Raw genomic sequence first — 22,838 nt, 5'->3', positions numbered from 1 at the left:
GGACGGCACCGACAGGTGGGCGTTTCAGACCTTCTCGATCGGCTGCTGAAGTTCGGTTACCCAGCCGTCGGCGTCACCCGTGAACGCCAAGGTCACCTCGCGGCTCGGCCCGGCCGCGCGGTATCCGCCCTGCTCGATCCAGTGGCCAAGTGCCTGGTAGGCGGGTAGGCAGTTGTCCATCGACCCGGTGTGCAGGAGCGTCGCCATCTGGGGTTCGGCAGGCAGATCGGTCACGGTGAAGTCATATTCGTCACTGAGGTCCGTTTCTACTGGCAAAGCGGCGTGGACGACGGTCTTCGCCCCGTCATCGGCATCTTCGTAGTACGCGATCGCGGGGCCGGTCGGAACCAGACCGGCGCGTCCTAATCCGGCGCTGAGCTGGTCGTAGAGTCCTTGGACAACCGGGCCGATCGACGACGGGTCCATGGCTTCGGCGGTGCCGGTCAACTCCGCCACCCGGACGGTGGGCACGGACTTCACGGAAACTTCGTAGTCGGTCATCTTTCAGCCTCGTTTCGGTAAGTGACGCTCGATGGAGGATCGGGTCGGCGATGACACCGCTGCGCCGTTCACAGTAGTTGCGAGAGCGCCTGCGATGGCGGCAAAGTGCAGAGCGCGATCGCTGTCGAGTACCCATTCCACCGCGAAGGCACCGGTGAAGGCGTCACCCGCGCCGGTGGTGTCTACGGGCGTCACCGTCGGGGAATCCGCGTGAACGGTCGTGTCGCGCTCGCGCAGATCGGCACCGCCCGCGCCCAGTGTTGTGACGAGGTACGGAACTCGATCGGTGACCGAGCCGAGCTGGGTCGATTCGGTGTGATTCACGATCAGGATGTCCACCGAGCCGATCAGCTCTTCCGGAAGGTCCTGCACCGGTGAGGGATTGAGGATGACGACGGTGCCGTTTCGCCGGGCGTGTCGTGCCGCGGCGGTAACAGTGGCAAGGGGAATTTCGAGCTGGCACAGCAGGATATCCGCGCCAGCGATGGCACCGAGGTCGTGTTCGGTCAACTCGGTGACGGAAGCATTTGCGCCGGCAACCACGATGATGCTGTTTTCGGCGTCAGCGTCGACGGTAATTGCGGCAACTCCACTGGCACCGTTCACGCTACGCAGCAGTGAGGTCTCCACCCCGGCGTCGGCGAGAGTGCTGCGCAATTGGGTAGCAAAACCGTCGTCGCCGACTGCGCCGACGAACGTGACGTCACCGCCTGCCTTTGCTGCCGCGATCGCTTGATTACTGCCTTTGCCACCTGGCGTAGTGGCAAAGGCAGTGCCGAGCAGGGTTTCACCGGGGGCAGGAAATCGGGGGACCGAGGTGGTCAGGTCCATGTTGATGCTGCCGACGACAACAATGCGGGGCTTGCTCATACCTCCAGGTTATCGGCGGCAGCAGTTTTCTTCCGTCGAACCCTGCGGATGATCCGCCTGGCCTCTTCGTCGGTGGACACCGCCGGTGGTGAGCCTTCGAGTGGCTTGCGCGCTGTTTCCGGAATCATCAGCACCGCGATGCCGCCGATGACTGCGGCGATCATCATGTACATCGGCGCGACAAGATTGCTACCGGTCGAACTCTCGAGTGCCGTCAAGACCAGGGGAGTGGTGCCGCCGAAGATCGACACGGCAAGGTTGTATCCGATTGCCAAGCCGCCGTATCGGATTCCGGTCGGGAACAGTGCGGGAAGGACCGAGGGGAACACTCCGACAAACAGGAGAAGCAGTCCGCCGAGAATGGCGAGTCCGAGGAAAACGGTGACGTAGTTGCCCACTCCGATCAGCAGGTACGCAGGCAGCGACAACACGAAGAATCCGATGAAACCGCTGAGCAGCAACGGCTTACGTCCCACCCGATCGGATAATTTGCCGACGTAGCTGATGCCGACCATCATGACGAGCATGACCACGATCATGAGAACCAGTCCGTGGGATTCGTCGTAGCCGAGGGTATTTGTCAGATAGGTCGGCATGTAGCTGAGCAGGCCGTAGTGAGCGATGTTGTAGGTCGCGACCAGCACGATGCACAGAACAAGTGGTCGCCAGTTCTCGACCAGCGTTTCGCGCAGTTTCTTCCCCGTGGATTCGTCGGCGAGAGAACGTTCTTCGGCCTGTTCCATCTGCTGAAACGCGGGCGTCTCCTCGAGTCGAAGGCGCAGGTAGAGGCCGATCAGGCCGAGAGGCCCGGCAAGGAGAAACGGTATGCGCCAGCCCCACTGGAGGAGCTCTTCCGGGCTGACCACTGTTTGGATGATCGTCACAAGGCTCGCCGCGGCGACATAGCCGGCCAGGGTGCCGAATTCCAGGAAGCTGGAGAAGAAGCCGCGACGCTTGTCCGGGGCGTATTCGGCGACAAACGTACTGGCACCACCGTATTCGCCGCCCGTGGAAAACCCCTGCAGTAGGCGAAGGAGCACGAGCAGTATCGGTGCCGCCATGCCGATGGACTCGTAACTCGGTACGAGACCGATGGCAAAGGTGCTGCCGGCCATCAGAATTATGGTGGCGGCCAGGACTTTCTTGCGGCCGATGCGGTCACCCAGTGGTCCGAAGAACAGGCCACCCAATGGCCGGACGATGAAGGCAGCAGCGAAGATCGCGAAGGTCGACAGCAATTGCGCACTGCCACTGGCCTCTGGGAAGAATACTTTGCCGATAGTGGTGGCCAGATAGGCGTAGACGCCGAAATCGAACCACTCCATGGCATTTCCGAGCATGGTCGCTTTGACTGCCCGTTTCACCGATGCGTCGTCGGTGACGGTGACATCAGGTGATTCGGCCACTTCGAGAGCGCTGATCGAGTTCTCTGGTGTTGTCATGACATGCGCTCCCCAGCGCAATCATCGAACCGAGCGGGGCACGTACCTGATGCACGCATCTTTGTCTTGCCCACTCGCCGATGAGCCGGTTGGGAACATGATGTCCGCGGGCCCTGTGGCTCGATGCGACCCCCGTCGCTCGGCTCTGGCTCGCGGCAGTGTCCGAAGCCCTGGTGGGCTCCGGACGTCCGGCAAGTAAGACATTCACGGTATCAGCCTCACCCCCGCATGGCGGCGAGGGACTCGGCTTCGAGGAGCGGACCGACGACGGAAACTTCGACATCTGCGGCGGCGATGATCTCCGCGCATCCCAGCTTGAATCGCGGACCGCCGTCGAGGATTTTCGAGAACTCTGATTCCGTCGCCGCAAAAACTATGTGGGTGATGCCCGCCCACACCATTGCGGCGCTGCACATCGGGCATGGTTCACCGCTCGCGAACATCGTCGCATTTGTAGTGGAACCGTCTGCGGCGCCGCGGATCGCGACCAATTCTGCATGCGCCGTCGGGTCACCGGAAGACGTCACTTCGTTGCGGCCTTCGGCAATGACGGTTCCGTTCTCACCGACGAGTACGGCGCCGAACGGCCGATTGCCGCCACCTGCGGCTTCGGCCGCGAGTGCGATTGCCCGGCGGAGGTGGACGTTGTTCATGCCGTCAAATCCAATTCTGTTCCCACGCCGGCGGCGCGGGCACGGGAGAGCAGTATTCGCGCGGTGACCAGATCCTGAAGGCCGATTCCGACCGAATTGAACAACGTGATCTGGTCGCTCGATGTGCGCCCAGGCTTCTGTCCGGTGATGACGTGTCCGATTTCGGTGTGAAGGTCTTCAGCGGTGATGGCGCCTTCGGCAATAGCGAGCAGGGCATCTCCGGATTTGGCAAGAGTCGTCGACGTGGCGTCGACGAACAGTGATGCCACTCGCATTCCGGCAGAATCGATTTCGCGCCAATCTCCTCTCGGAGGAGCGCCGACGGCATTGACGTGAAGGCCCGGGTGGAACCAATCACCCGATACGATCGGAAAGTGTGACGGCGTCAGCGTGCACAGAATATCGACTGCCGAGGTGACGGCTCGGGGGGATTCCGATCGCTCGACGGCCAGGTTCAGATCAGCGATGCGTTCCTCGAACGTCCGGATCGTGGTCGCGGAGCGCGACCAGACGAGAACCTTCTCGATTCCTCGAACGCGTGCAATCGCGCGCGTGTGTTCCACAGCCAAGGTTCCGGCCCCGACAACGCCGAGAACAGTGCTTGATTTCCTGGAAAGATATTCCGTGGCAACAGCACTGGCTGCGGCCGTACGGATTGCGGTAATTGCTCGCCCGTCGAGTACCGCTTCGCATTCGCCGGTTTCCGCACACGAGAGAATGATCGTAGAGCGCTGAGTCGGCAGGCCGCGAGCGGCATTGGCAGGCATGTCCGAAAGAAGTTTGACCGAACTCGACTGCGCTGTTGCCGCAGTCATCGGAATCGAGTTTCCGCCGTTCGGCAACGGCATCGCGGATGGTTGTGGGTTGAATGCGTCGCCCCGAGCCAGGTCGGCATGGGCGCGCTCGACAGCGTCGTAGATCTCGCTGCGGTCGATCAACGTCGTGATGTCGGAGTGGTTGAGAATCAAAGTCATGAATGGGTCCTTATCGGCTGTTGCCGGTGTAGGGAATGGTCAAGCAGGACGGTGCGCTACGGCCCCCGATGAATCCGCTGATCGCGACGATCGCGATGACATACGGCAGCATGACGAGCAGTGCGTATGGAATGTCGATGCCGAGAGCGGGCAATGCAAACTGCAGTGCTTGTGCGATTCCGAAGAACACGCAGGCATAGACGATGCCGAGTATTCGCCATCCGCCGGCGATGACGGCAACAACTGCGAGGTAGCCGAGGCCACCGGTCATGTTGTCGCTGAACGAATGAACTTCCGAGAGTGCAAGTTGCGAGCCGGCAAGGCCGCCCGCGGCAGCAGCAAGAAGGACACACAGATATCGAACGCGTCGTACCGGTAGTCCGGTCCAATCGGCCGAGAGTGCGTCCTCGCCGATAGCGTCGATGGTCAGACCGGGCACAGTCCGTTTGGAGAACAGAACGGCCATGGCAACGACGAGTGCGATGCAGAGATATCCGAGCAGGGTCTGGCCGAACAACGTGGGCCCGACAAAAGGTATGTCACTGAGTACGGGGATATCGACGCTGTGGAATCCGTCGATCGATTGACCTTTTCCGTCGGACAGGAGTACTCGGGATCCGAAGGTTGTCAGACCCAAGGCGAGAGCATTTCCGGCGACTCCGATGACGATCTGATCTGCGCGTAGGTGAACGCTCAGATGAGCCTGTGCGATGCCGAAAACGGTGGCCGCGATGACTCCGGCCACCACACCGAGGACGGGGGAGCCGGTGGTAACAGTCGCAAGAACGCTCGCGAAGGCGCCGGTCAGCATCATTCCCTCCATGCTGAGGTTGAGCACACCGGCACGTTCACTGATCGATTCGCCGCTTGCCGCAACCAACAAGGGAACGGCGAAGCTGACTCCGCTGGTGACGATTCCGGTGATCACTGCAGTACTCATACCGATACAACTTCCTGGCTCGGTGCGGGCTTTCTCGTGCGCACGGCGGACGTCGTGGTCCACAGTGCGCTGCCTGCGATGAGAATGATGAGAACGGATTCGACGACTGACACGGTTGCCGCGGGAACACCCACTGCCAGTTGGAGATTGATGCCACCCGAGACCAGGAATCCGAGAAGAAGGGAAACAGCCGCGACTGCCGTCATGGACCCGCGGGCGAGCAAGCCGACAACAAGTCCGGTGAACCCCAATCCGGACGAGAAACCTTCGGCTAAAACGAAAGGTGCGGTGGCGACAATCATGCCCCCGGCGACTCCGGAAAAGGCCCCAGCGGCAGTCAGACTCAGGAATCGGGTTCGATCGACGGGGATTCCGAGACGGTGAGAAGCTTTCTGTGACAAGCCGACCGATTGCAGCTTCAGTCCGATAGCGCTGCGCTGGAGCAGGACTCCCACTGCGACGACTGCGACGAGTGCGATGAGCAGTGCGATGGTTGCGGGTGACTTGTGCAAGCCGAGTAGTGCAAGCTGGCCGGATTCTTTCAGCGGCTCGGACTGTGGAAGGGTCTCGGACGAAGTCACGGGCTGGCGCAGTAGCGCAGGTTCGTGAACAACGAGTACGACGGCCGCGAGACCCACGAAGTTGAGGAGGAGGGTCGTGATGATTTCGCTGGTACCGCGCCGAACCTTCAGGTACGCAGCGATCGACGCCCAGAATGCCCCACCGGCGGCAGCGGACGCCAGTACCAGGACGATGCCCAGTCCGGCCGGAACTCCCTCCGGAAGCGACACACCGACGGCTGTCGCGCAGATGCCTCCCAAGGCCATCTGGCCTTCGCCGCCAACATTGACCAAACCCGCCCGGTAGGCGATGGTGAAGCCCGCTGCGATGAGCATGAGCAGTGCTGCGTTGTTCAAGGACGTGCCGATGGCGAAGGGTGTCCCGAACATGCCGTCGAAAAGCGCTTCAGTGGTCTCGGCCGGGCCGGCACCGGCGGCCGCGGCGAGAAGGAGGCCGATCAGTGCGGCAATCGCGAGGGCGGCCGATCCGATGACCAGTGGGTGTCGTCTCACGCTGCCACTCCCATCATCAGTTCGGTGATCTTGTTCTGTGCAGCAGCAGAATTCGCATCAATCGGTCCCAGCAACTGCCCGCGGTAGGCCACGAAGATCCGGTCGCACACAGCCATCAGTTCGTCCAATTCGCTGGAGATGACAAGCACGGCAGTCCCGGCGTCGGCGACCCGGCGGAGTCTGTCGAGCACAAAGCTGACTGCGCCGATGTCGAGACCACGGGTCGGTTGCGCTGCGACCACCGCTGCGAGCCCGTCGATCGAGAGTTCGCGGGCGAGTACAACTTTCTGCTGATTACCCCCGGACAACGAGTGCATCGGGGCGCCAGGGCCATCGGCGCGGATGGAGTATTCGTCGATCGCACTTGCCGTTCGGGCAGCCATCTTGGCGCGGTCGAGCAGTCCGAACCGCGTGTAATCCTTCAACCGGCCGAGAAGCAGGTTGTCGGTGACTGTCAACTCCGAGACGATCCCCTCAGCGTGTCGATCTTCGGGGACCACCCCGAGGCCGATCCTGGTTCGTGCTGCGGGGTCGAGACCCGTGAGGTCCACCGCGTCGAGAAGGATTTTCCCGGTGTCTGCCGTTATTGCGCCGGAGAGGATCGAAGCCAACTCGCTCTGGCCGTTACCCTCGACGCCCGCGATACCGACGATCTCACCTCGATACACGGTCAGGTCGACACCGGTGAGTGCTTCGCTTCGATCCGGGCGCGTGAACGAGATGTTGGCGAGTGTCAGTCCGGGCTCGCGCGAAGCGGGGCGCCTGACCACCCGGGCGTGGGAGAGGGGCGCAGCAGAACCCACCATGTCGGTGAGAAGGTCGGAAATCGATGTATCCGTGAGAAGCCCACCGCCACTGACTTTTCCGCCGCGCAGTACCGTTGCCGCGTCGGCTGCGCAGGCGACCTCACCGAGTTTGTGCGTGATGAGTACGACTGATGTGCCGGCCGCGGCCAGTGCATGGCATGTTCCGATCAGTGAATCGATTTCACCGGGGTCGAGGACAGCAGTCGGTTCGTCGAGTAGCACCAGCTCGGGATCTCGTAGCAGAGCTTTGACAATTTCCACTTTCTGGCGAGATCCGACGGGCAGGTCGGACGTCAACGCGTCGAGGTCGACGGTCAAGCCGTACTGCTGTGAGATGACGTCGAGCTTGGCGGTCAGCGCATCGACCGGAAGGCGAAAACCTTTGGTGCCGAGCAGGAGATTCTCACGGACGGTCATGGTCGGAATCAGGGAAAAGTGTTGATGGACCATCGCAATTCCCGCAGCTATGGCGTCGGCGGGGGACTGCGGCGTATAAGTACGGCCGTTGAGTGTCATCGTGCCTGATGACGGTGTCGTGGAGCCGAAGACGATGTTGCACAGCGTCGACTTTCCCGCGCCGTTCTCGCCGAGGATGCAGTGCACCGAGCCCGGGGCGACGGTCATCGTGACATCGGTCAACGCGGATACCGATCCGAAACGCTTGCCAACGCCGTTCAGTGTCAGTGTGGCCATTGGTCAGTACAACTTCACGGTGCCATCGGCCACGGTTGCCTTGGCCTTCGTCAACGCGGCCGCGGCTGCGGGGTCGCTGCTGCACAGCACGTAGTCGGTGCCGCCCTTGTCGGAAGTGAGTCCGAAGGGAACCTGTTCGGCGGCCCACGTGCCGTCGAGTGTCGAGGACACCGCGTATTCGATTTCGGTTCCGATGTCGGTGCGGACGTAGCCGAGATAGGTGGGATCGCTGCAGTCGCCGGGGATGGGTCCACCGCTCATGGTGCCGCCGGCTTCGCGGGCAGCCTGCTGCAATCCCTGCTTACCGAGGTTGACGATCTGTCCGAGAACGTCAGCGCCACCGGAAAATTCGGCGCTGGCAGCTTGCTTGGCCTTGGCTGGGTCGTTGAAGTCGCCGACATATTGTGGGCTGAGGATTCGAATATCCGGGCGCGTCAGTGTGGCTCCGGATTGGAATGCCGATGCTGCGTTGACAATTGCGGGGAGTTCCACGCCACCGACAAATCCGACGGTGCCGGTCTTGGACACGCTCGCAGCAACTGCGCCGGAAAGGAATTCGGCTTCGGCCTGCTGGGGGTCGTAGTAGGCCAGATTGTCGAGCGGAACTGCATCGGCCGGGCCGCCGATTTCGACGAACTTGACGTCGGGGAACTGTGCGGCGATTTTTCGGACGTCGGCGTCGGTTTGGCCGCCGACGGAGATGACCAGGTCGTTTGTCGACGCGAATCGCTGGAGGGCTTGCTGGTAGTCCGCTGCGGCGACCTGCTCGACGTAGCTGGCGTCGATCCGGTCGCCGTACGTCTCGACCATTCGCTGGTAGCCGAGGTAGCCGGACTCCATGAAGCCTGTATCCGAGATCGAACCGGGAAAGAAGACGCCGACGGAGAGGGCGTCACTCGACGGTTCGGAGTCGGCTGAACTGCAGGAAGTCAAGGTCAATGCGGTGGCTGCGACTGCTGCGAGTGCGAGAGGAAGTTTCATCGGGTTCTCCTGAGTTCGTTCGAGCACTTAGCGGTATACCGTTAAGTAGAAGAATGGAGGACCCGTATTTCGTCGGTGTTACCGATACGTAAGGGACTGCACACCGCGTCCCGGGGGATCGTGCACCGCTACGCTCAACTCGAGTGCAGAAGAAGATCGAAGGAGTGCCCGTGTCGACAGAAGTTCCGGTGGATACTCGAAAATCATTGCGAGACATCGCCTATGACGAGATTCGTGGCCGCATCGTCAATTTGGTGCTGGCTCCGGGCGCTCGACTGATCGAACGCGATCTGGCTGCTGAATTGAATGTCTCCCGCATCCCGCTGCGCGAGGCGCTCTCACTGCTGCAACAGGATGGACTTGTTGTCCTGGTGCCGAGGCAGGGAGCGATTGTCTCTCCGTTTACCGTCGACGACGTGCGGGACCTCTTCGATGTTCGCGAGAGTCTCGAAGTGCTGGCAGCGAGGCTGGCCGCTGAACGCGCGGACGCCGACTCGCTGAATGCGCTTTCTGCCCAGCTCGAAACAGCGCGGGCGGCAACCGCATTGAACGACAAGCCGGCGATTGCCGCGGCAAACGCACGGTTCCACTCGATGATTGTCGAGATGTCGGCGAACCCGCTGCTCGAGTCGTTGCTCAGGCCACTCGAGGCGCGCGTCCAGTGGCTGTTTCATCTCACCAAAGACCGTGATCCCGGACAACAGTGCGCCGAACACGAACACCTCTATGCGGCGATAGCCGAGCGCGATCCGGATCGCGCTGCTGCATCTGCATTTTCACACGTCCATTCCGGTCGGGAAATGAGCTTGCACCTCGCGTCGATCTGGGCCGAGCGCAGCATCGATCCCGTCGAAGCGACAAAGACTCGACGCCGCGGCCGCCTTCGAAGCTGAGGTGCCTGCGCCTGCCTTCAGAATGCGCGGGCGTACTGCGACGGAACTCGCGGTCCTACTTCGGCATTCAGCTCACGTGCGGCGCGCCGTGCCCAGTAGGGATCACGCAGGAGTTCGCGTCCCAACAGCACGGCCACCGCACTGCCGTCCTCGACGATCTTCTCTGCCTGCTCGGGTTCGGTGATCAGTCCGACTGCAGCTGCGGGAACCAGGGATTCGTTCTGGATCCGGCGGGCGAAGGGAACCTGGTAGCCGGGCTCGACCGGGATCTGTACACCCGGCGAATTACCGCCAGTGGACACGTCGACGAGGTCGACGCCGTAGTCGGTGAGGATGTTGGCAAGTGACACAGTCTGATCCGCAGTCCAACTGCCGACCTCTAGCCCACGCTCCTCGCTGACCCAGTCCGTGGCTGACACACGGACGAACAGGGGCAACTCGGCGGGCCACACTTCTCGAACCGCCGTGAGGATTTCGAGGAGGAAGCGGATGCGGTTCTCGAAACTGCCGCCGTAGTGATCCGTTCGCTTGTTACTGAGCGGGGAGAGGAACTGGTGGATCAGGTATCCGTGCGCCGCGTGAATTTCGACGACCTTGAACTCCGCCTGAAGCGCGCGGGTGGCTGCCGCCGCGAAGTCGGCGACGATGCCGGCAATCGCATCTGTTGTCAGTTCCGCGGGCGTTAGGTAATCACCGAATGCCACGGCGCTCGGGGCGACGGTCGTCCAGGACAGGCGGTCTTCCTGGTCGAGCGATCTACCGCCACGCCACGGAACCTTCGTCGACGCCTTGCGGCCGGCGTGCGCCAGCTGAATTCCGGGCACCGCTCCGAAGTACGCGAGCTGCGCGTTGATCTCGGCAAACGCGCGAGCCTGCCGCTCGTTCCAGATACCGAGATCGGCGGGGCTGATTCGTCCTTCCGGGCTCACAGCGGTCGCCTCGGTGAGGATCAGGCCGACACCACCGATAGCTCGGCTCGCCAGATGCGTTCGATGCCATTCGTTGGGCACTCCCACCTGATCGCCGATGACATCAGCGGAGTACTGGCACATCGGTGCCATCCACACGCGGTTGGGAATGGTGACGCCGCGCAAGGTGAGAGGTTCGAACAGCACGCTCACGGAGTAACTCCTGACTCGGGGAAGGGGAGGATCACCCGAAGGTGGTCGATCCCGTGCAACAGCGGTAACAGTCCGAATCATTCCCGAAAGGAACGCGTCGGAGCCAATGGCTAATGTGTATTCATGACTGCTGTAACTTCCACCGGCTCGGACACTCGCGACGTAGTGCACGAGGCTGCCCGCCGGGCGCGTAAGGCTTCGCGGGTCCTGGCGTTGCTGACCACAGCACAGAAGGACCGCGCGCTCCACGCCGCGGCCGACGCGGTTCTTGCCGCAAGTGATCAGATCCTGGCGGCAAATGCCGTCGATATCGACACCGCGAAAGCTGCGGGTACCGAGGAATCGCTGCTTGATCGATTGCGTCTGACAGCGGATCGCATCGAAGGCATCGCTTCGGGTCTGCGTCAGGTTGCCGGACTACCCGACCCCATCGGTGAAGTGCTCCGCGGCTCCACACTGCCCAACGGCCTGGAACTGCGTCAGCAGCGCGTCCCGCTCGGTGTTGTCGGCATGGTGTACGAAGCCCGCCCCAACGTCACGGTCGACGCGTTCGGTCTGACCCTCAAGTCGGGAAATGCTGCACTGCTTCGCGGTTCGTCGTCGGCAGTCAAATCCAACGAAGCTCTTGTGGTCGCTCTTCGCGCATCGTTGGCTGCGCAGCAGCTCCCCGAAGACGCCGTTCAACTTCTGCCGAGCGCAGACCGGTCCACGGTGACGCATCTGATTCAGGCCCGTGGTCTCGTGGACGTTGTCATCCCGCGCGGCGGCGCCGGCCTGATCAGTGCCGTCGTTCGTGACGCCACTGTCCCCACCATCGAGACCGGTGTCGGAAACTGCCACGTCTACGTACACTCGGCTGCCGATCTGGTGATGGCCGAGAAGATTGTTCTCAACTCCAAGACCCGTCGGCCAAGCGTGTGCAACACCGCCGAGACGATCCTGGTCGACAAAGCCATTGCCGACACCGCGGTGCCCGCACTGCTTCAGGCGCTGCAGATGCATGACGTTGTTGTTCACGGCGATCTGCCCGGCCTCGTTCCGGCCACCGAGGACGACTGGTCGAACGAGTACCTCACCCTCGACGTCGCACTCAAGGTTGTTGCCGACCTGGACGAGGCAGTCGAGCACATCGACACGTACGGCACCGGCCACACCGAGGCAATCGTGACGTCGGATCTCTCGGCTGCCCGCGAGTTCACCGCGCGCGTCGACGCAGCAGCCGTCATGGTCAACGCATCAACTGCCTTCACCGACGGCGAGCAGTTCGGATTCGGAGCCGAGATCGGCATCTCGACGCAAAAACTTCACGCACGCGGCCCCATGGGGTTGCCGGAACTGACGTCCACCAAGTGGATCGTCTGGGGCGACGGACACACCCGACCCGCCTGATCGTTCACCTGGACTTGCCCCACCCTTTTTAGGAGTTAACCGTGGACCGAGCTCTTCCCGATACAACACCGTTCTTCTCGAGCGTCGACGACGTGATCGAGCGTTTGGCCGAGACGGGTTACCTGTCCGACAAGGGCACTGCAACGGCAGTGTTTCTCGCCGACCGACTGGGCAAACCCCTGCTCATCGAGGGACCGGCCGGTGTCGGTAAGACCGAGTTGGCGCGTGCGGTAGCCCAGACGACAGGCGCCGAGCTGGTGCGCCTGCAGTGCTACGAAGGCGTCGACGAGGCTCGTGCGCTGTACGAGTGGAACCACGCGAAGCAGATCCTGCGCATCCAGTCCGGCTCGGACCACAGCTGGGATTCCACCAAGGCCGATGTGTTCTCGGAGGAATTCCTTCTCGCGCGCCCGTTGCTCAAAGCGATTCGCCGCGAAGACCCGACAGTCCTGTTGATCGACGAGACCGACAAGGCCGACGTCGAGATCGAGGGACTGCTGCTCGAAGTTCTCAGCGACTTCGCGGTCACCATCCCGGAACTCGGAACCATTACCGCAACACGTAAGCCGTTCACGGTGCTGACATCCAACGCGACGCGTGAGCTGTCCGAGGCACTCAAGCGTCGTTGCCTGTTCCTGCATCTCGATTTCCCGGATGCAGACCTCGAACGTCGCATTCTTGCCAGCCGTGTCCCCGAACTGCCCGAAGCCATTGCCGAGCAGTTGGTCAACACCATCCGGGTTCTGCGCGGCATGCAGCTCAAGAAGGTTCCCTCGGTGTCCGAGACCATCGACTGGGGACGCACGCTCCTCGCCCTTGGCATGGACACACTCGACGACGACGCCGTACGCGCAACACTCGGCGTCATCCTCAAGCACCAGTCCGATCAGGTGCGAGCCACCGCCGAACTTCGGCTGAACTGAGGTCTGGTCATGGCACTCGGAGGTACGTCACCGATCAAGCCGGGTGGACTGGCGGCGCCATACGGTCTGCCAGGTCACCTCGTCGATTTTGTCGAGGCCCTTCGCCGACGCGGCATCATGGTCGGCCCCTCCGAGACCGTCGACGCCGGCCAGGTCATGTCGGTCCTCGATCTTCTCGATCGTGAAGCGCTCCGCGAAGGGCTGGCCTGCTCGCTGCTGCGCCGGCCCACCCATCGCGCGACCTTCGACGCCGTTTTCGACCTGTGGTTCCCGCGGGCGATCGGCGACCGTGCGGTGGGCGACGTCGACGTCAGCCTGCCTCGTAAGCCTGACGGCAGCCTCGATCTGCAGGCGCTGCGGGAGCTGATCGCCGAACTGCTGACCGACGGCAGCGACGAGGCCATGGAGCTGACCGAGCTTCTCACTGCCGCGATGGTCGAAGAGCTGGGGCAGTACCAGTCGAGCAACGGACCGTCGTTCTCCGCATACCAGGCGTTGCGGGACGTCGCTCCCGAAACACTGCTCAACAAGATCCTCGAAGGACTACTCGGTAATCAGCAGGGCGGTAGTGAGGGCAAGGACAACTCCGACTATCAATCGGAGGTTGCCAAGCGGACAGCGGCCCAGCGCATCGCGGACTTCCGCAAGATGGTCGAGAAGGAAACGCGTCGACGTACGGCCGAGAATCTCGGCAAGGAGCGCGTCGCCACCTACGGTGTTCCGAAGCTGGCCGAAGAAGTCGACTTCCTACGCGCGTCCGACGCGGAACTCACGACGCTCAAGAAGAACGTGACTCCGCTGGCACGGTTGCTCGCCAGCAGACTTGCCGTCCGTCGCAGTCGCAGCCGAGCCGGTTCCATCGACTTGCGTCGAACCTTGCGTAAATCGATGTCGACGGGCGGGGTGCCGATCGATCTGGTGCAGCGCAAACCCAAACGCGCGCGTCCCGAACTTGTCGTGATGTGCGACGTGTCCGGTTCGGTAGCCGGGTTCAGCCACTTCACCTTGCTGTTGGTCAACGCTCTGCGAGAGCAGTTCTCCCGCGTACGCGTATTTGCGTTCATCGACACCACCGACGAGGTCACCCGGTACTTCGATTCGAATGCCGACCTCGGATCCGCGATGTCACGGATGGTTCGTGAAGCGGAGCTGATCACGTACGACGGTCACTCCGACTACGGCCACGCCTTCGGGGTATTCCAGGAGAAGTTCGCACAGAGCATCACCAGTCGCACATCACTGCTGGTACTGGGCGACGGTCGCAACAACTACCGCGACCCCAACCTGCAATCACTCGCACAGATGGTTGCAGTGGCCAAGCACGCACACTGGCTCAATCCAGAGCCCAAGGGGCAGTGGGGGTCGGGCGACTCGGCTGCCAAGGTGTACAACGAGGTCATCAGCATGCACGAGTGCCGCTCCGCCCAGCAGCTGGCCGACGTGGTGTCCGGCCTGCTGCCGGTGTGAGACACGTAAGCTCGGCAGCTGTGCAGAAGGGACAATCGGTGGAACGTGCTCGACGCCTCGGCGTGATGGGCGGCACTTTCGACCCCATTCACCACGGTCACCTCGTCGCAGCGAGTGAGGTCGCCGACAGGTTCGGACTCGACGAAGTGATCTTCGTCCCCACTGGCCGACCGTGGCAGAAGGAGGCTCGAGGCGTCAGCCCGGCAGAGGACAGGTACCTCATGACGGTCATCGCCACCGCCTCCAACCCGCGGTTTTCCGTTTCCCGGGTCGATGTCGACCGTGAAAAAGTGACGTACACCGTGGACACACTTCGCGACCTGCGGGCTTATCATCCGGACGCGGAACTGTTCTTCATCACCGGTGCCGATGCGCTGGCCAGCATCCTTTCCTGGCAAGATTGGGAAGAGTTGTTCGCATTGGCAAAATTTGTCGGAGTATCGCGACCGGGTTTCGATCTCAACACCGAGCACCTGGCCGCTCACCTCGACACGATGCCCGCCGATGCGGTGACGTTGATCGAGATCCCGGCTCTTGCCATTTCGTCGACCGAATGTCGGCGTCGAGCAAGCGAAGACCGTCCCGTCTGGTACCTCGTACCGGATGGAGTGGTGCAGTACATCTCGAAGCGGAACCTGTATCGACCTGTCGACGCGGAGCGCCGTGACGGTGCGACAACCATGTCGGAACCGGCGCCTGGCAAGACGGCCGATTCGAACTAGAAGCAATACCAAGAAGACGAAACTGGAGAACATCGAGTGAGCGCAACAACCGAAGCCATCGACATGGCACGCATCGCGGCCCTGGCAGCCGACGAGAAGCTGGCCACTGAAGTGGTGGTGCTCGATGTGTCCGAGCAATTGGTCATCACGGACTGCTTTGTCATCGCATCCGCCGCTACCGAGCGTCAGGTGAACTCGATCGTCGAGAACATCGAAGATCGCCTCCGCGAGGCCGGCCACAAGCCGATCCGTCGTGAAGGCACCCGCGAGGGTCGTTGGGCACTTCTCGACTACGCCGAGATCGTTGTTCACGTGCAGCACGACGAGGAGCGCAATTTCTACGCTCTCGATCGTCTGTGGAAGGACTGCCCGGCAGTCGAGGTCGACGGACTCGGCCTGAACATCCCGGGACCGGCTGACGCACACACCGTGTTCGACACCGACACGGTTGCCGAGCCGGACGCGCAGGAACCTTCACTGTGACCTCCTCGGCGCCGGGAGCGGCGTCGAATCCTGTGCGGCGGCTGATTCTGCTCCGCCACGGGCAGACCGTGTACAACGCCGATTCTCGGATGCAGGGGCAACTCGACACCGACTTGTCGGAGTTGGGGCGCACGCAAGCGAAGAGTGCCGGTCCGGTGATCGCCGACCGTGCGCCGCTGACCATCGTGTCCTCGGACCTCAAGCGCGCGTACTTCACGGCAGTCGCTGTCGGTGATGCGGCCGGGCTTCCGGTCCTCACCGACACGCGTCTGCGTGAGACGCACCTCGGCGACTGGCAGGGATTGACCCACAGCGACGTCGACGAGCAGACACCTGGGCTCCGGGCGTCGTGGCGAGCTGACGCGACATTGGCCCCGCCTGGCGGTGAAAGCCGCATCGACGTTGCGAAGCGCAGTGTGCCGGTGGTGACGGAACTTCTGGCGGCACTTCCCGACTGGGCCGAGAGGCCGGTTGTCCTGGTGGCACACGGCGGCTTGATCGCGGCGTTGACCGCTGCACTGCTCGACTTGCCGATCGACCGCTGGGCGATTCTGGGCGGTCTCGGAAATACGAGTTGGGTTCAGCTCAGCGGACACGGAGATCCGGCTTCCATCGAATGGCGACTCGACGTATGGAATGCTTCTGCGAGTGTCGCAAATGACGTCCTCTGAGAGTGCCGACGGGCAGCGCCCCGTCCTTCTGGTTATTGCCGATTCGCTGTCGTATTTCGGCCCCAAAGGCGGACTGGCCGCCGACCATCCGCGGATCTGGCCCAACCTCGTCGCCGAGGAGTTGGGGTGGGACGTCGAGCTTGTCGCGCGCATCGGCTGGACGTGTCGCGACGCGTGGTGGGCGCTGACCCAGGACCCGCGAGTGTGGGCTGCCGTCCCGCGCGCCGGGGCTGTTGTGTTTGCCGTCGGCGGTATGGATTCTCTGCCGTCACCGCTGCCCACCGCGTTGCGTGAAACCATCCGCTACGTGCGGCCACCGGCCCTACGACGCGTGGTCCGCGAGGGATACCAGTGGCTTCAACCGCGCCTGGCACCACTCGGCCGCCCCGTGGCGCTGCCACCGAAGCTGAGCGTCGAATACCTCGAGAGCTCACGAAACGCGTTGGAATACATGCGTCCCGAACTGCCGATGATCGCGACGTTGCCGTCCGTGCATCGCAGTGACGCGTACGCGAGTGTCCATGCCGGTCGTCCGGCCGCAGTATCTGCGATCACCGAATGGGCAACAGCCAAAGACGTACCTGTTGTGGATCTTGCCGACGCGGTACGTGAAAACGTGTTCTCCGACAATGGCAACCCGGACGGAATTCACTGGGGTTGGGACGGACACATCGGTGTCGCCCGGGCCATGACTGCCGCAATTCGCGCCGCCGAAGCTCAGCGTGCGCCCACGTCCGCGAGTGAGGTCGGGTAGCGAAGTGTCAGTTGTCGTCGTCACGGATTCGTCTGCCTGCGTCCCACACGAATCTTCCGAAGCGTGTGGGCTCCAAGTCGTTCCGTTGCACATCCTTCGTGACAGCACTGATTTCCTCGAAGGCGTCGACACCATTCCCGACGACCTGTCCGGGCTCTCGACGGCTGGTGCCTCACCGGCAGAGCTGACCGAGGCCTACGGGCGCGCACTGGACCTGAGCCAGGGCGACGGTGTTGTCGCAGTCCACATCTCGCGGCAACTTTCGAGCACCTGGGACGCCGGGAGGCAGGCGGCCGAGGAATTCGGCGGCAAGGTACGCATCGTCGATTCAGCGTCCACCGGTATGGGTTTGGGGTTCCCGGCCTTGGAAGCGGCACGATTCGCAGCGACCGGATCTCCGCTCGACCTCGTGTACGACCGCGCTGTCGACGTTGCCGAACGCGGGCGCGCCTTCATCTTCGTCGACAAGCTCGACCAATTGCGTCGTGGTGGCCGGATCAGTACCGCGGCAGCGTTGTTGGGTACCGCCCTGGCGATGAAACCGCTGCTGCACCTGGTGGACGGCAAACTGGTCTTGAAAGAAAAAACTCGCACCAGCACCAAAGCGCTCGCGAGATTGGTTGATGCGGCAGTGGAGCGAGCGGGGCGCAGCCGCGTGGCCGTCGCCGTCCATCACATGAAAGCTCGGGAACGAGCCGAGGGCATCGCAGCACAACTGTCCGAGCGAATCCCGAATGTCGCCGAAACCGTGGTCACCGATTTCAGCGCAGTCCTGGGCGTGCACGTAGGCGTAGGCGCGATCGGTGTTGTGGTGTGCCCACTTCCGGAAGATGTGCCCTGAACAGTCGGTTATCCACAGACTGCCAGTTATCCCCAACACGATTTCTCTCGCTGCACAGATCAGTGGCCGCTCGCTAGCGTCGCTTCATGCGGATCAATCAAGAGCGGGAGAGGGTGCGTGATCGACTTTCCGCGATGAGCGGCGACGTCGCCCGTCCGGCAGTGCCCGAGTGGCTTCTGGATGTCGACGAGGAAGACGGATCTGAGGAGGATGCTCGGTTTGCCGCGGTGCCCGAACGTTGGCGCGGTATGCGATGGAGTCCGCACCGGCGCGGTGCAATTGTGTTGGTTTTCATTGCGCTTGTTGCCGCCGGGCTCGGTGTTTTTGCACTGTGGTGGGATTCGCCGACAATCCAGGCGGTGCCGGCACTGCCTGCAGCTGTGGGGATTCCGGTCGCGACATCGAATCAGGCTCAGCCGTCAGCGCTCGTCGATGACTCTCGTCCGGCATCGGTGGTTGTCAGTGTTGTCGGGCTGGTGCACAACCCCGGATTGGTGACACTGCCCGATACCTCACGGATCGCTGATGCACTGAGCGCGGCCGGTGGGGTGCTCGACAACGCTGACACTCTCAGCTTGAACTTGGCACAGAAACTGTCCGACGGCGATCAAGTAGTTGTTGGTGCGGTGGGTGATTCGCCGGATCAGCAGATCAGTTCGACTACAGCGGGCGGGGGGTCGGCTACGCCGAGTGCATCCGCTCCCTCGGGTGCAAATGGGGCGCCGATCAATCTGAATACTGCGACGGAAGCCGAACTCGACGCGCTTCCCGGAGTTGGACCCGTCACGGCCAGTGCGATCCTCGCGTGGCGTACGTCCAACGGAAAGTTCACGGATGTAGAGCAATTGGGTGAGGTGGACGGCATAGGCCCGGCGCGGCTCGACAAGCTGCGAGCTCTGGTCACAGTGTGAACGGGGATGCAGAGCAGCGGGTTCTCGACGCGAGGCTTGTGCCCGCAGCGGTGGCGGTGTGGGGAGCAACTGCTGCGGGCATCGTGTTCGGGCCCGGACTTGCGTGGTGCGTCGCGGTGGCTTCGGGCATTGCCTGCGCCGGCCTGGCTGTTTGCGTGTGGCGGTGGGGATCTACGGGCTGGATTCCGGTCCTATTGGTGGCCTGCGTATTCGGCGGTGCATTCAGCGCTGTGACTGCGTGGCGGATGGCAGATGTCGAAGCGCATCCACTGGCGCGCGCGGCGGCATCCGGAGGGTGGGTGACCGCGGAGGTGAACCCCACCGAGGACCCACGGGCGACGGCGTCGTCGATGGGTCCCGGTCAGGTGTATTTCCGGGCATCGGTGCGATCGTTGACCGTGGGTAATCAGCACTACGACGCCGGCGGCGCCGTGACAGTACGCGCGCCGAGCGGACTGTGGCCGGAAACGCTTCCCGGACAGGCGCTTACGATTCGGGGAAAGGTAAGCGTTCCATCGCGCTCGGATCTGACGTTGGCAGTGATCACCACCGAAGGCGGGCCGCTCGAGATCGGCGGCGCACCGTGGTATCAGCGGTGGGCCGGCGTCGTGCGGTCTCGATTTGCGGAGGTATGTGCTCAGGCGCTGGCTCCCGATGCGGCGGGCCTGCTGCCCGGTTTGGTCGTGGGGGACACCTCTGCCTTGTCTCCGGTGGTCAAGGACAACTTCACGGCGGCCGGTCTTTCTCATCTCACCGCCGTGTCCGGTGCAAACATCAGCATTCTCCTGGGCGCTGTGTTACTGCTGGTGCGGGCTGCCGCACTCGATCCGCGGATCGGGGCGGCACTTGCAGCTGTGACGATCCTGGCGTTCGTGATTGTGGCGCGGCCGTCGCCGAGTGTGCTTCGCGCCGCGGTGATGGGCACGATCGGATTGTTGAGTTTGGTGACGGGACGACGCAAACAGGCGCTGCCCGCGTTGGGTGCCGCCGTCATCGTGTTGGTGATCGTCATGCCGGAACTGGCCGTCGACTGGGGATTTGTGTTGTCGACCACGGCAACCGGGGCATTGGTGATCCTTGCGCCCGTGTGGGTCGACGCACTTCGGCTGCGCGGTTGGCCGCGGTGGCTGGCAGAGATGACGGCAGTGTCGAGTGCCGCGTTTGCTGTCACCGCGCCGGTAGTGGCCGCGATGGCAGGCACGCTCAGTGTCGTGTCGATAGCCGCAAACCTGTTGGTGGCACCGGTGATCGGAGTTCTCACGGTATTGGGAGCGCTGATGGCGCTGCTCGCCTTGGTCAGTGTGCCCGCGGCCGCACTTCTGGCTTTGGCTGTGCGGCCGCCGATGTGGTGGCTGCTCTCCGTCGCGGACCGGGCTGCCTCGGTGCCAGGGGCAAACCTCACCGTGCCGTCGGGATTGCTCGGGGCACTTGTAGTCCTGGGGCTGGTGCTTGTCTCGATACTCCTGCTGTGGAATCGCATCTCGCGGTGGCTACTCGGCGCAGTGCTGACGGGACTGGTGCTGGCACTGGCGTTTCACCACGTCTTCTCCGGTGGGCGGCTGGCGCCGGGATGGGCCATGGTGATGTGCGATGTGGGGCAGGGCGACGGACTGGTGTTGGCCACGGGGGATGGGCGGGTAATCGTGATCGACGTCGGGCCCGATCCGACGTCGATGGACCGTTGCCTGAACATGTTGGGGGTCGACGATATTGCGCTCGTTCTGATCAGTCACTTTCATGCCGATCACATCGCCGGGCTTGACGCCGTGCTTGCCGGTCGTTCGGTGTCGGCTGTGGGTGTCGGCCCGATGTTGTTGCCGGAATCAGGTTTTCGCGATGTGGACGCGGCCGCACGAGCCCATGGAGTTCCGCTGGTCGGTCTGCGCGCCGGGTCCACGTTTGTTCTCGGGACGGTGCAGTTCGACGTTCTCGGTCCCGTGTTGCCGGTACCCCGTGATGTCGTGGACGCGGACGCGTCGGCCAACGATCAGTCCCTGGTGCTGATGGCGCACACGAGTGCAGGCCGCATACTGTTGACCGGCGACTCGGAAACCGCGGGTGAAGCGTCGATCATGCGTAGCGGAATCGACGTGCGGGCAGATGTCCTGAAACTGCCGCATCACGGCTCACGAACTACATCGAAAGCATTTCTCGAGGCGGTTCGCCCCCGGCTGACCTTGGTGAGCGCCGGCGCCGGCAACACCTTCGGGCATCCGCATCCGCAGGTGTTGAGCGAGCTGGAATCGTTGGGCGGCGTCGTGGCACGTACCGATCAAGGTGGCACGCTCGCGGTGTACGGAAGCGGCGACGGGTCCGTGTCCGTGGTGTCGGTACCTCGTGGGACGATCTTCGGGTGAGTACTCCGGCTGGCCTCGATCCGTTGCACCTCGTTCTCGGAGACGACGAATTCCTGATCGAACGGGCAGTGTCGACGTTGATCAAGGCCGTTCGTGGTGATCGTGGGCAGGGAATCTCGGATCTACCCATCACCCGGATGCGTGCCGGCGATGCCAATGCGCCAGAACTTGCCGAACTGCTCAGTCCGTCGCTGTTCGCGGAAGATCGTGTGATCGTTCTGGAAGCGGCAGCGGAGGCCGGCAAGGACGCCGTTGCACTGGTACTCGACGCAGCCCGCGAACCGTCCGAAGGTGTTGTGCTGATTGTTCTGCACTCCGGTGGTGGACGCGCAAAAGCACTGGCGCCCGCGCTGGAGAAGTTGGGCGCCGTAGTTCATCAGTGCGCCAAACTCAACAAATCTCAGTTGACCGATTTTGTTCGGGCCGAGTTTTCGTCCGCACAGGTCAAGGTTTCGCCCGCTGTCATCGGGGCGATGATCGAAAGCGTCGGCTCGAACCTGCGTGAGTTGGCATCGGCGTGTTCCCAGTTGGCTGCAGATACCGGCGGGAAGATCGACGTCGACGCTGTCCATCAGTACTACTCCGGCAGGGCCGAGGTGTCGGGGTTCGACGTCGCGGACAAAGTAATCGTCGGCGATACCCGGGGCGCGCTCGAAGCACTTCGCTGGGCTGACCAGATCGGAACCCCGCACGTTCTTCTGGCCGACGCCCTCGCCGACGCGGTGCATACCGTCGCGAAGGTCGGCCCGTATGCCCGGGGCGGTGATCCGTTCCGGTTGGCGTCGGAGCTCGGGATGCCGCCGTGGAAGGTCAAGAAGGCAATCAAGGAAGTGAAGGGCTGGGACCCGGCGTCGATCGGCGCAGCAATGCAGATTGTTGCCGCGCTCAACGCCGATGTGAAGGGTGCGGCCGTCGACTCGTCCTATGCGCTGGAATCAGCGGTGCGTAAGGTCTGTGCGCTGCGTAAGTAAGACGCGCTCGGCACCCCGTATTATTCGAACGCATTATTTGAACGAACAATAGCCGCTCTGGTCGAGTAGACCGGAGCGGCTATTGAAACACCACTGATGACGGCGAACCGCCAACGAGGATGTGTCAGATCTTGTTTGCAGCCTGCGCGAGTGCAGACTTCTTGTTTGCAGCCTGGTTGGCGTGGATAACGCCCTTGCTGGCTGCCTTGTCGAGCTTGCGGCTGGTGGCGACGAGGAGCTCGTTGGCCTTGTCCTTGTCACCGGCTGCCGCAGCCTCGCGGAATGAACGAATCGCGGTACGCAGCGAGGACTTCACCGACTGGTTACGGAGTCGGGCCGCCTCGTTGGTACGGATTCGCTTCACCTGGGACTTGATGTTGGCCACGCGTAAAATCCTTGTCG

The 22,838-nt window shown here is 62.7% G+C and carries 23 protein-coding genes; 12 read left to right on the top strand and 11 right to left on the bottom strand.

Features of this window, described 5'->3' with window-relative positions:
- Positions 1 to 24: 24 nt before the first annotated feature.
- The 9 genes from EEB13_RS20515 to EEB13_RS20475 all read right to left on the bottom strand — a co-directional run bounded on the left by EEB13_RS20515 (position 25) and on the right by EEB13_RS20475 (position 8,933).
- Entirely contained in the window at positions 25 to 501 is a 477-nt protein-coding gene (locus EEB13_RS20515) for a GyrI-like domain-containing protein (RefSeq protein ID WP_141486136.1), read from the bottom strand.
- Positions 502 to 504: 3 nt separating this feature from the next.
- Entirely contained in the window at positions 505 to 1,371 is an 867-nt protein-coding gene (locus EEB13_RS20510) for a ribokinase (RefSeq protein WP_141486135.1), read from the bottom strand.
- Positions 1,368 to 2,813, bottom strand: a complete 1,446-nt coding sequence (locus tag EEB13_RS20505; RefSeq protein WP_141486134.1) for an MFS transporter — start codon at positions 2,811 to 2,813, stop codon at positions 1,368 to 1,370. The genes EEB13_RS20510 and EEB13_RS20505 overlap by 4 nt, the downstream gene beginning before the upstream one ends.
- A 218-nt stretch (positions 2,814 to 3,031) precedes the next feature.
- Positions 3,032 to 3,466 carry a nucleoside deaminase gene (locus EEB13_RS20500; RefSeq protein ID WP_033232905.1) on the bottom strand — a complete coding sequence of 145 codons (435 nt, stop codon included), beginning with the start codon at positions 3,464 to 3,466 and terminating at the stop codon, positions 3,032 to 3,034.
- Complete coding sequence (locus EEB13_RS20495) at positions 3,463 to 4,440, bottom strand: ornithine cyclodeaminase family protein (protein ID WP_141486133.1); 978 nt, start codon at positions 4,438 to 4,440, stop codon at positions 3,463 to 3,465. The genes EEB13_RS20500 and EEB13_RS20495 overlap by 4 nt, the downstream gene beginning before the upstream one ends.
- Positions 4,441 to 4,450: 10 nt before the next feature.
- Positions 4,451 to 5,380 carry an ABC transporter permease gene (locus tag EEB13_RS20490; RefSeq protein WP_141486132.1) on the bottom strand — a complete coding sequence of 310 codons (930 nt, stop codon included), beginning with the start codon at positions 5,378 to 5,380 and terminating at the stop codon, positions 4,451 to 4,453.
- Positions 5,377 to 6,453, bottom strand: coding sequence for an ABC transporter permease (locus EEB13_RS20485; RefSeq protein ID WP_261984602.1), 1,077 nt, complete (start codon positions 6,451 to 6,453; stop codon positions 5,377 to 5,379). Before EEB13_RS20485 ends, EEB13_RS20490 begins: the two co-directional genes overlap by 4 nt.
- Positions 6,450 to 7,952 (bottom strand): ABC transporter ATP-binding protein, encoded by a 1,503-nt coding sequence (locus tag EEB13_RS20480; RefSeq protein ID WP_141486131.1) that lies wholly within the window; start codon positions 7,950 to 7,952, stop codon positions 6,450 to 6,452. Before EEB13_RS20480 ends, EEB13_RS20485 begins: the two co-directional genes overlap by 4 nt.
- Positions 7,953 to 7,955: 3 nt before the next feature.
- Positions 7,956 to 8,933: a BMP family protein gene (locus EEB13_RS20475; protein WP_141486130.1), complete on the bottom strand. Its 978-nt coding sequence runs from the start codon at positions 8,931 to 8,933 to the stop codon at positions 7,956 to 7,958.
- A gap of 170 nt (positions 8,934 to 9,103) precedes the next feature.
- Between EEB13_RS20475 and EEB13_RS20470 the strand changes: the two genes are divergently transcribed.
- Positions 9,104 to 9,826: a GntR family transcriptional regulator gene (locus EEB13_RS20470; RefSeq protein ID WP_033233170.1), complete on the top strand. Its 723-nt coding sequence runs from the start codon at positions 9,104 to 9,106 to the stop codon at positions 9,824 to 9,826.
- Between the two features lie 17 nt (positions 9,827 to 9,843).
- On the opposite strand, the gene EEB13_RS20465 is transcribed toward EEB13_RS20470, so the two are convergent.
- Positions 9,844 to 10,947 (bottom strand): NADH:flavin oxidoreductase/NADH oxidase, encoded by a 1,104-nt coding sequence (locus EEB13_RS20465; protein ID WP_033232921.1) that lies wholly within the window; start codon positions 10,945 to 10,947, stop codon positions 9,844 to 9,846.
- 123 nt (positions 10,948 to 11,070) lie between these two features.
- Between EEB13_RS20465 and EEB13_RS20460 the strand changes: the two genes are divergently transcribed.
- From EEB13_RS20460 to holA, 11 genes are all read left to right on the top strand, one after another.
- A complete protein-coding gene (locus EEB13_RS20460; protein ID WP_045066954.1) occupies positions 11,071 to 12,336 on the top strand; it encodes a glutamate-5-semialdehyde dehydrogenase in 1,266 nt (421 codons plus the stop codon).
- 41 nt (positions 12,337 to 12,377) lie between these two features.
- Positions 12,378 to 13,259 (top strand): AAA family ATPase, encoded by an 882-nt coding sequence (locus tag EEB13_RS20455; protein ID WP_033232924.1) that lies wholly within the window; start codon positions 12,378 to 12,380, stop codon positions 13,257 to 13,259.
- A 9-nt stretch (positions 13,260 to 13,268) separates the two neighbouring features.
- Positions 13,269 to 14,726, top strand: coding sequence for a vWA domain-containing protein (locus EEB13_RS20450; protein ID WP_033232925.1), 1,458 nt, complete (start codon positions 13,269 to 13,271; stop codon positions 14,724 to 14,726).
- A gap of 20 nt (positions 14,727 to 14,746) precedes the next feature.
- Positions 14,747 to 15,448, top strand: coding sequence for a nicotinate-nucleotide adenylyltransferase (nadD, locus tag EEB13_RS20445; protein WP_072782446.1), 702 nt, complete (start codon positions 14,747 to 14,749; stop codon positions 15,446 to 15,448).
- A gap of 36 nt (positions 15,449 to 15,484) precedes the next feature.
- Entirely contained in the window at positions 15,485 to 15,931 is a 447-nt protein-coding gene (gene rsfS, locus EEB13_RS20440; RefSeq protein ID WP_141486129.1) for a ribosome silencing factor, read from the top strand.
- Entirely contained in the window at positions 15,928 to 16,602 is a 675-nt protein-coding gene (locus EEB13_RS20435) for a histidine phosphatase family protein (protein ID WP_045066957.1), read from the top strand. The genes rsfS and EEB13_RS20435 overlap by 4 nt, the downstream gene beginning before the upstream one ends.
- On the top strand, positions 16,589 to 17,356 hold the full coding sequence (octT, locus tag EEB13_RS20430; protein ID WP_095885909.1) for a diglucosylglycerate octanoyltransferase: 768 nt from the start codon (positions 16,589 to 16,591) through the stop codon (positions 17,354 to 17,356). Before EEB13_RS20435 ends, octT begins: the two co-directional genes overlap by 14 nt.
- Positions 17,357 to 17,360: 4 nt before the next feature.
- A complete protein-coding gene (locus EEB13_RS20425; protein WP_141486128.1) occupies positions 17,361 to 18,197 on the top strand; it encodes a DegV family protein in 837 nt (278 codons plus the stop codon).
- Between the two features lie 86 nt (positions 18,198 to 18,283).
- The gene (locus tag EEB13_RS20420) at positions 18,284 to 19,108 is read left to right on the top strand and encodes a ComEA family DNA-binding protein (RefSeq protein ID WP_095885910.1); all 825 of its coding nucleotides are present in this window, start codon (positions 18,284 to 18,286) and stop codon (positions 19,106 to 19,108) included.
- Positions 19,105 to 21,465 carry a ComEC/Rec2 family competence protein gene (locus EEB13_RS20415; protein WP_095885911.1) on the top strand — a complete coding sequence of 787 codons (2,361 nt, stop codon included), beginning with the start codon at positions 19,105 to 19,107 and terminating at the stop codon, positions 21,463 to 21,465. Before EEB13_RS20420 ends, EEB13_RS20415 begins: the two co-directional genes overlap by 4 nt.
- Complete coding sequence (gene holA, locus EEB13_RS20410) at positions 21,462 to 22,436, top strand: DNA polymerase III subunit delta (RefSeq protein WP_095885912.1); 975 nt, start codon at positions 21,462 to 21,464, stop codon at positions 22,434 to 22,436. Before EEB13_RS20415 ends, holA begins: the two co-directional genes overlap by 4 nt.
- 124 nt (positions 22,437 to 22,560) lie before the next feature.
- Here holA and rpsT read toward each other — a convergent pair whose 3' ends face one another.
- Positions 22,561 to 22,821 (bottom strand): 30S ribosomal protein S20, encoded by a 261-nt coding sequence (gene rpsT, locus EEB13_RS20405; RefSeq protein ID WP_033232941.1) that lies wholly within the window; start codon positions 22,819 to 22,821, stop codon positions 22,561 to 22,563.
- Positions 22,822 to 22,838: the final 17 nt, after the last annotated feature.

The sequence above is a fragment of the Rhodococcus sp. WS3 genome, assembly GCF_003797085.1.
GTDB lineage: Bacteria > Actinomycetota > Actinomycetes > Mycobacteriales > Mycobacteriaceae > Rhodococcus_F > Rhodococcus_F globerula.
Note: the sequence above shows the minus strand (reverse complement) of the source record. Positions and strands in the feature narration are given on the sequence as shown.

What these genes read in the sequence shown, in the direction of transcription:
- EEB13_RS20515 (WP_141486136.1), bottom strand. Translation starts at nt 501, where the DNA reads ATGACCGACTACGAAGTTTCCGTGAAGTCCGTGCCCACCGTCCGGGTG.
- EEB13_RS20510 (WP_141486135.1), bottom strand. Translation starts at nt 1,371, where the DNA reads ATGAGCAAGCCCCGCATTGTTGTCGTCGGCAGCATCAACATGGACCTG.
- EEB13_RS20505 (WP_141486134.1), bottom strand. Translation starts at nt 2,813, where the DNA reads ATGACAACACCAGAGAACTCGATCAGCGCTCTCGAAGTGGCCGAATCA.
- EEB13_RS20500 (WP_033232905.1), bottom strand. Translation starts at nt 3,466, where the DNA reads ATGAACAACGTCCACCTCCGCCGGGCAATCGCACTCGCGGCCGAAGCC.
- EEB13_RS20495 (WP_141486133.1), bottom strand. Translation starts at nt 4,440, where the DNA reads ATGACTTTGATTCTCAACCACTCCGACATCACGACGTTGATCGACCGC.
- EEB13_RS20490 (WP_141486132.1), bottom strand. Translation starts at nt 5,380, where the DNA reads ATGAGTACTGCAGTGATCACCGGAATCGTCACCAGCGGAGTCAGCTTC.
- EEB13_RS20480 (WP_141486131.1), bottom strand. Translation starts at nt 7,952, where the DNA reads ATGGCCACACTGACACTGAACGGCGTTGGCAAGCGTTTCGGATCGGTA.
- EEB13_RS20475 (WP_141486130.1), bottom strand. Translation starts at nt 8,933, where the DNA reads ATGAAACTTCCTCTCGCACTCGCAGCAGTCGCAGCCACCGCATTGACC.
- EEB13_RS20460 (WP_045066954.1), top strand. Translation starts at nt 11,071, where the DNA reads ATGACTGCTGTAACTTCCACCGGCTCGGACACTCGCGACGTAGTGCAC.
- EEB13_RS20450 (WP_033232925.1), top strand. Translation starts at nt 13,269, where the DNA reads ATGGCACTCGGAGGTACGTCACCGATCAAGCCGGGTGGACTGGCGGCG.
- octT (WP_095885909.1), top strand. Translation starts at nt 16,589, where the DNA reads ATGACGTCCTCTGAGAGTGCCGACGGGCAGCGCCCCGTCCTTCTGGTT.
- EEB13_RS20420 (WP_095885910.1), top strand. Translation starts at nt 18,284, where the DNA reads ATGCGGATCAATCAAGAGCGGGAGAGGGTGCGTGATCGACTTTCCGCG.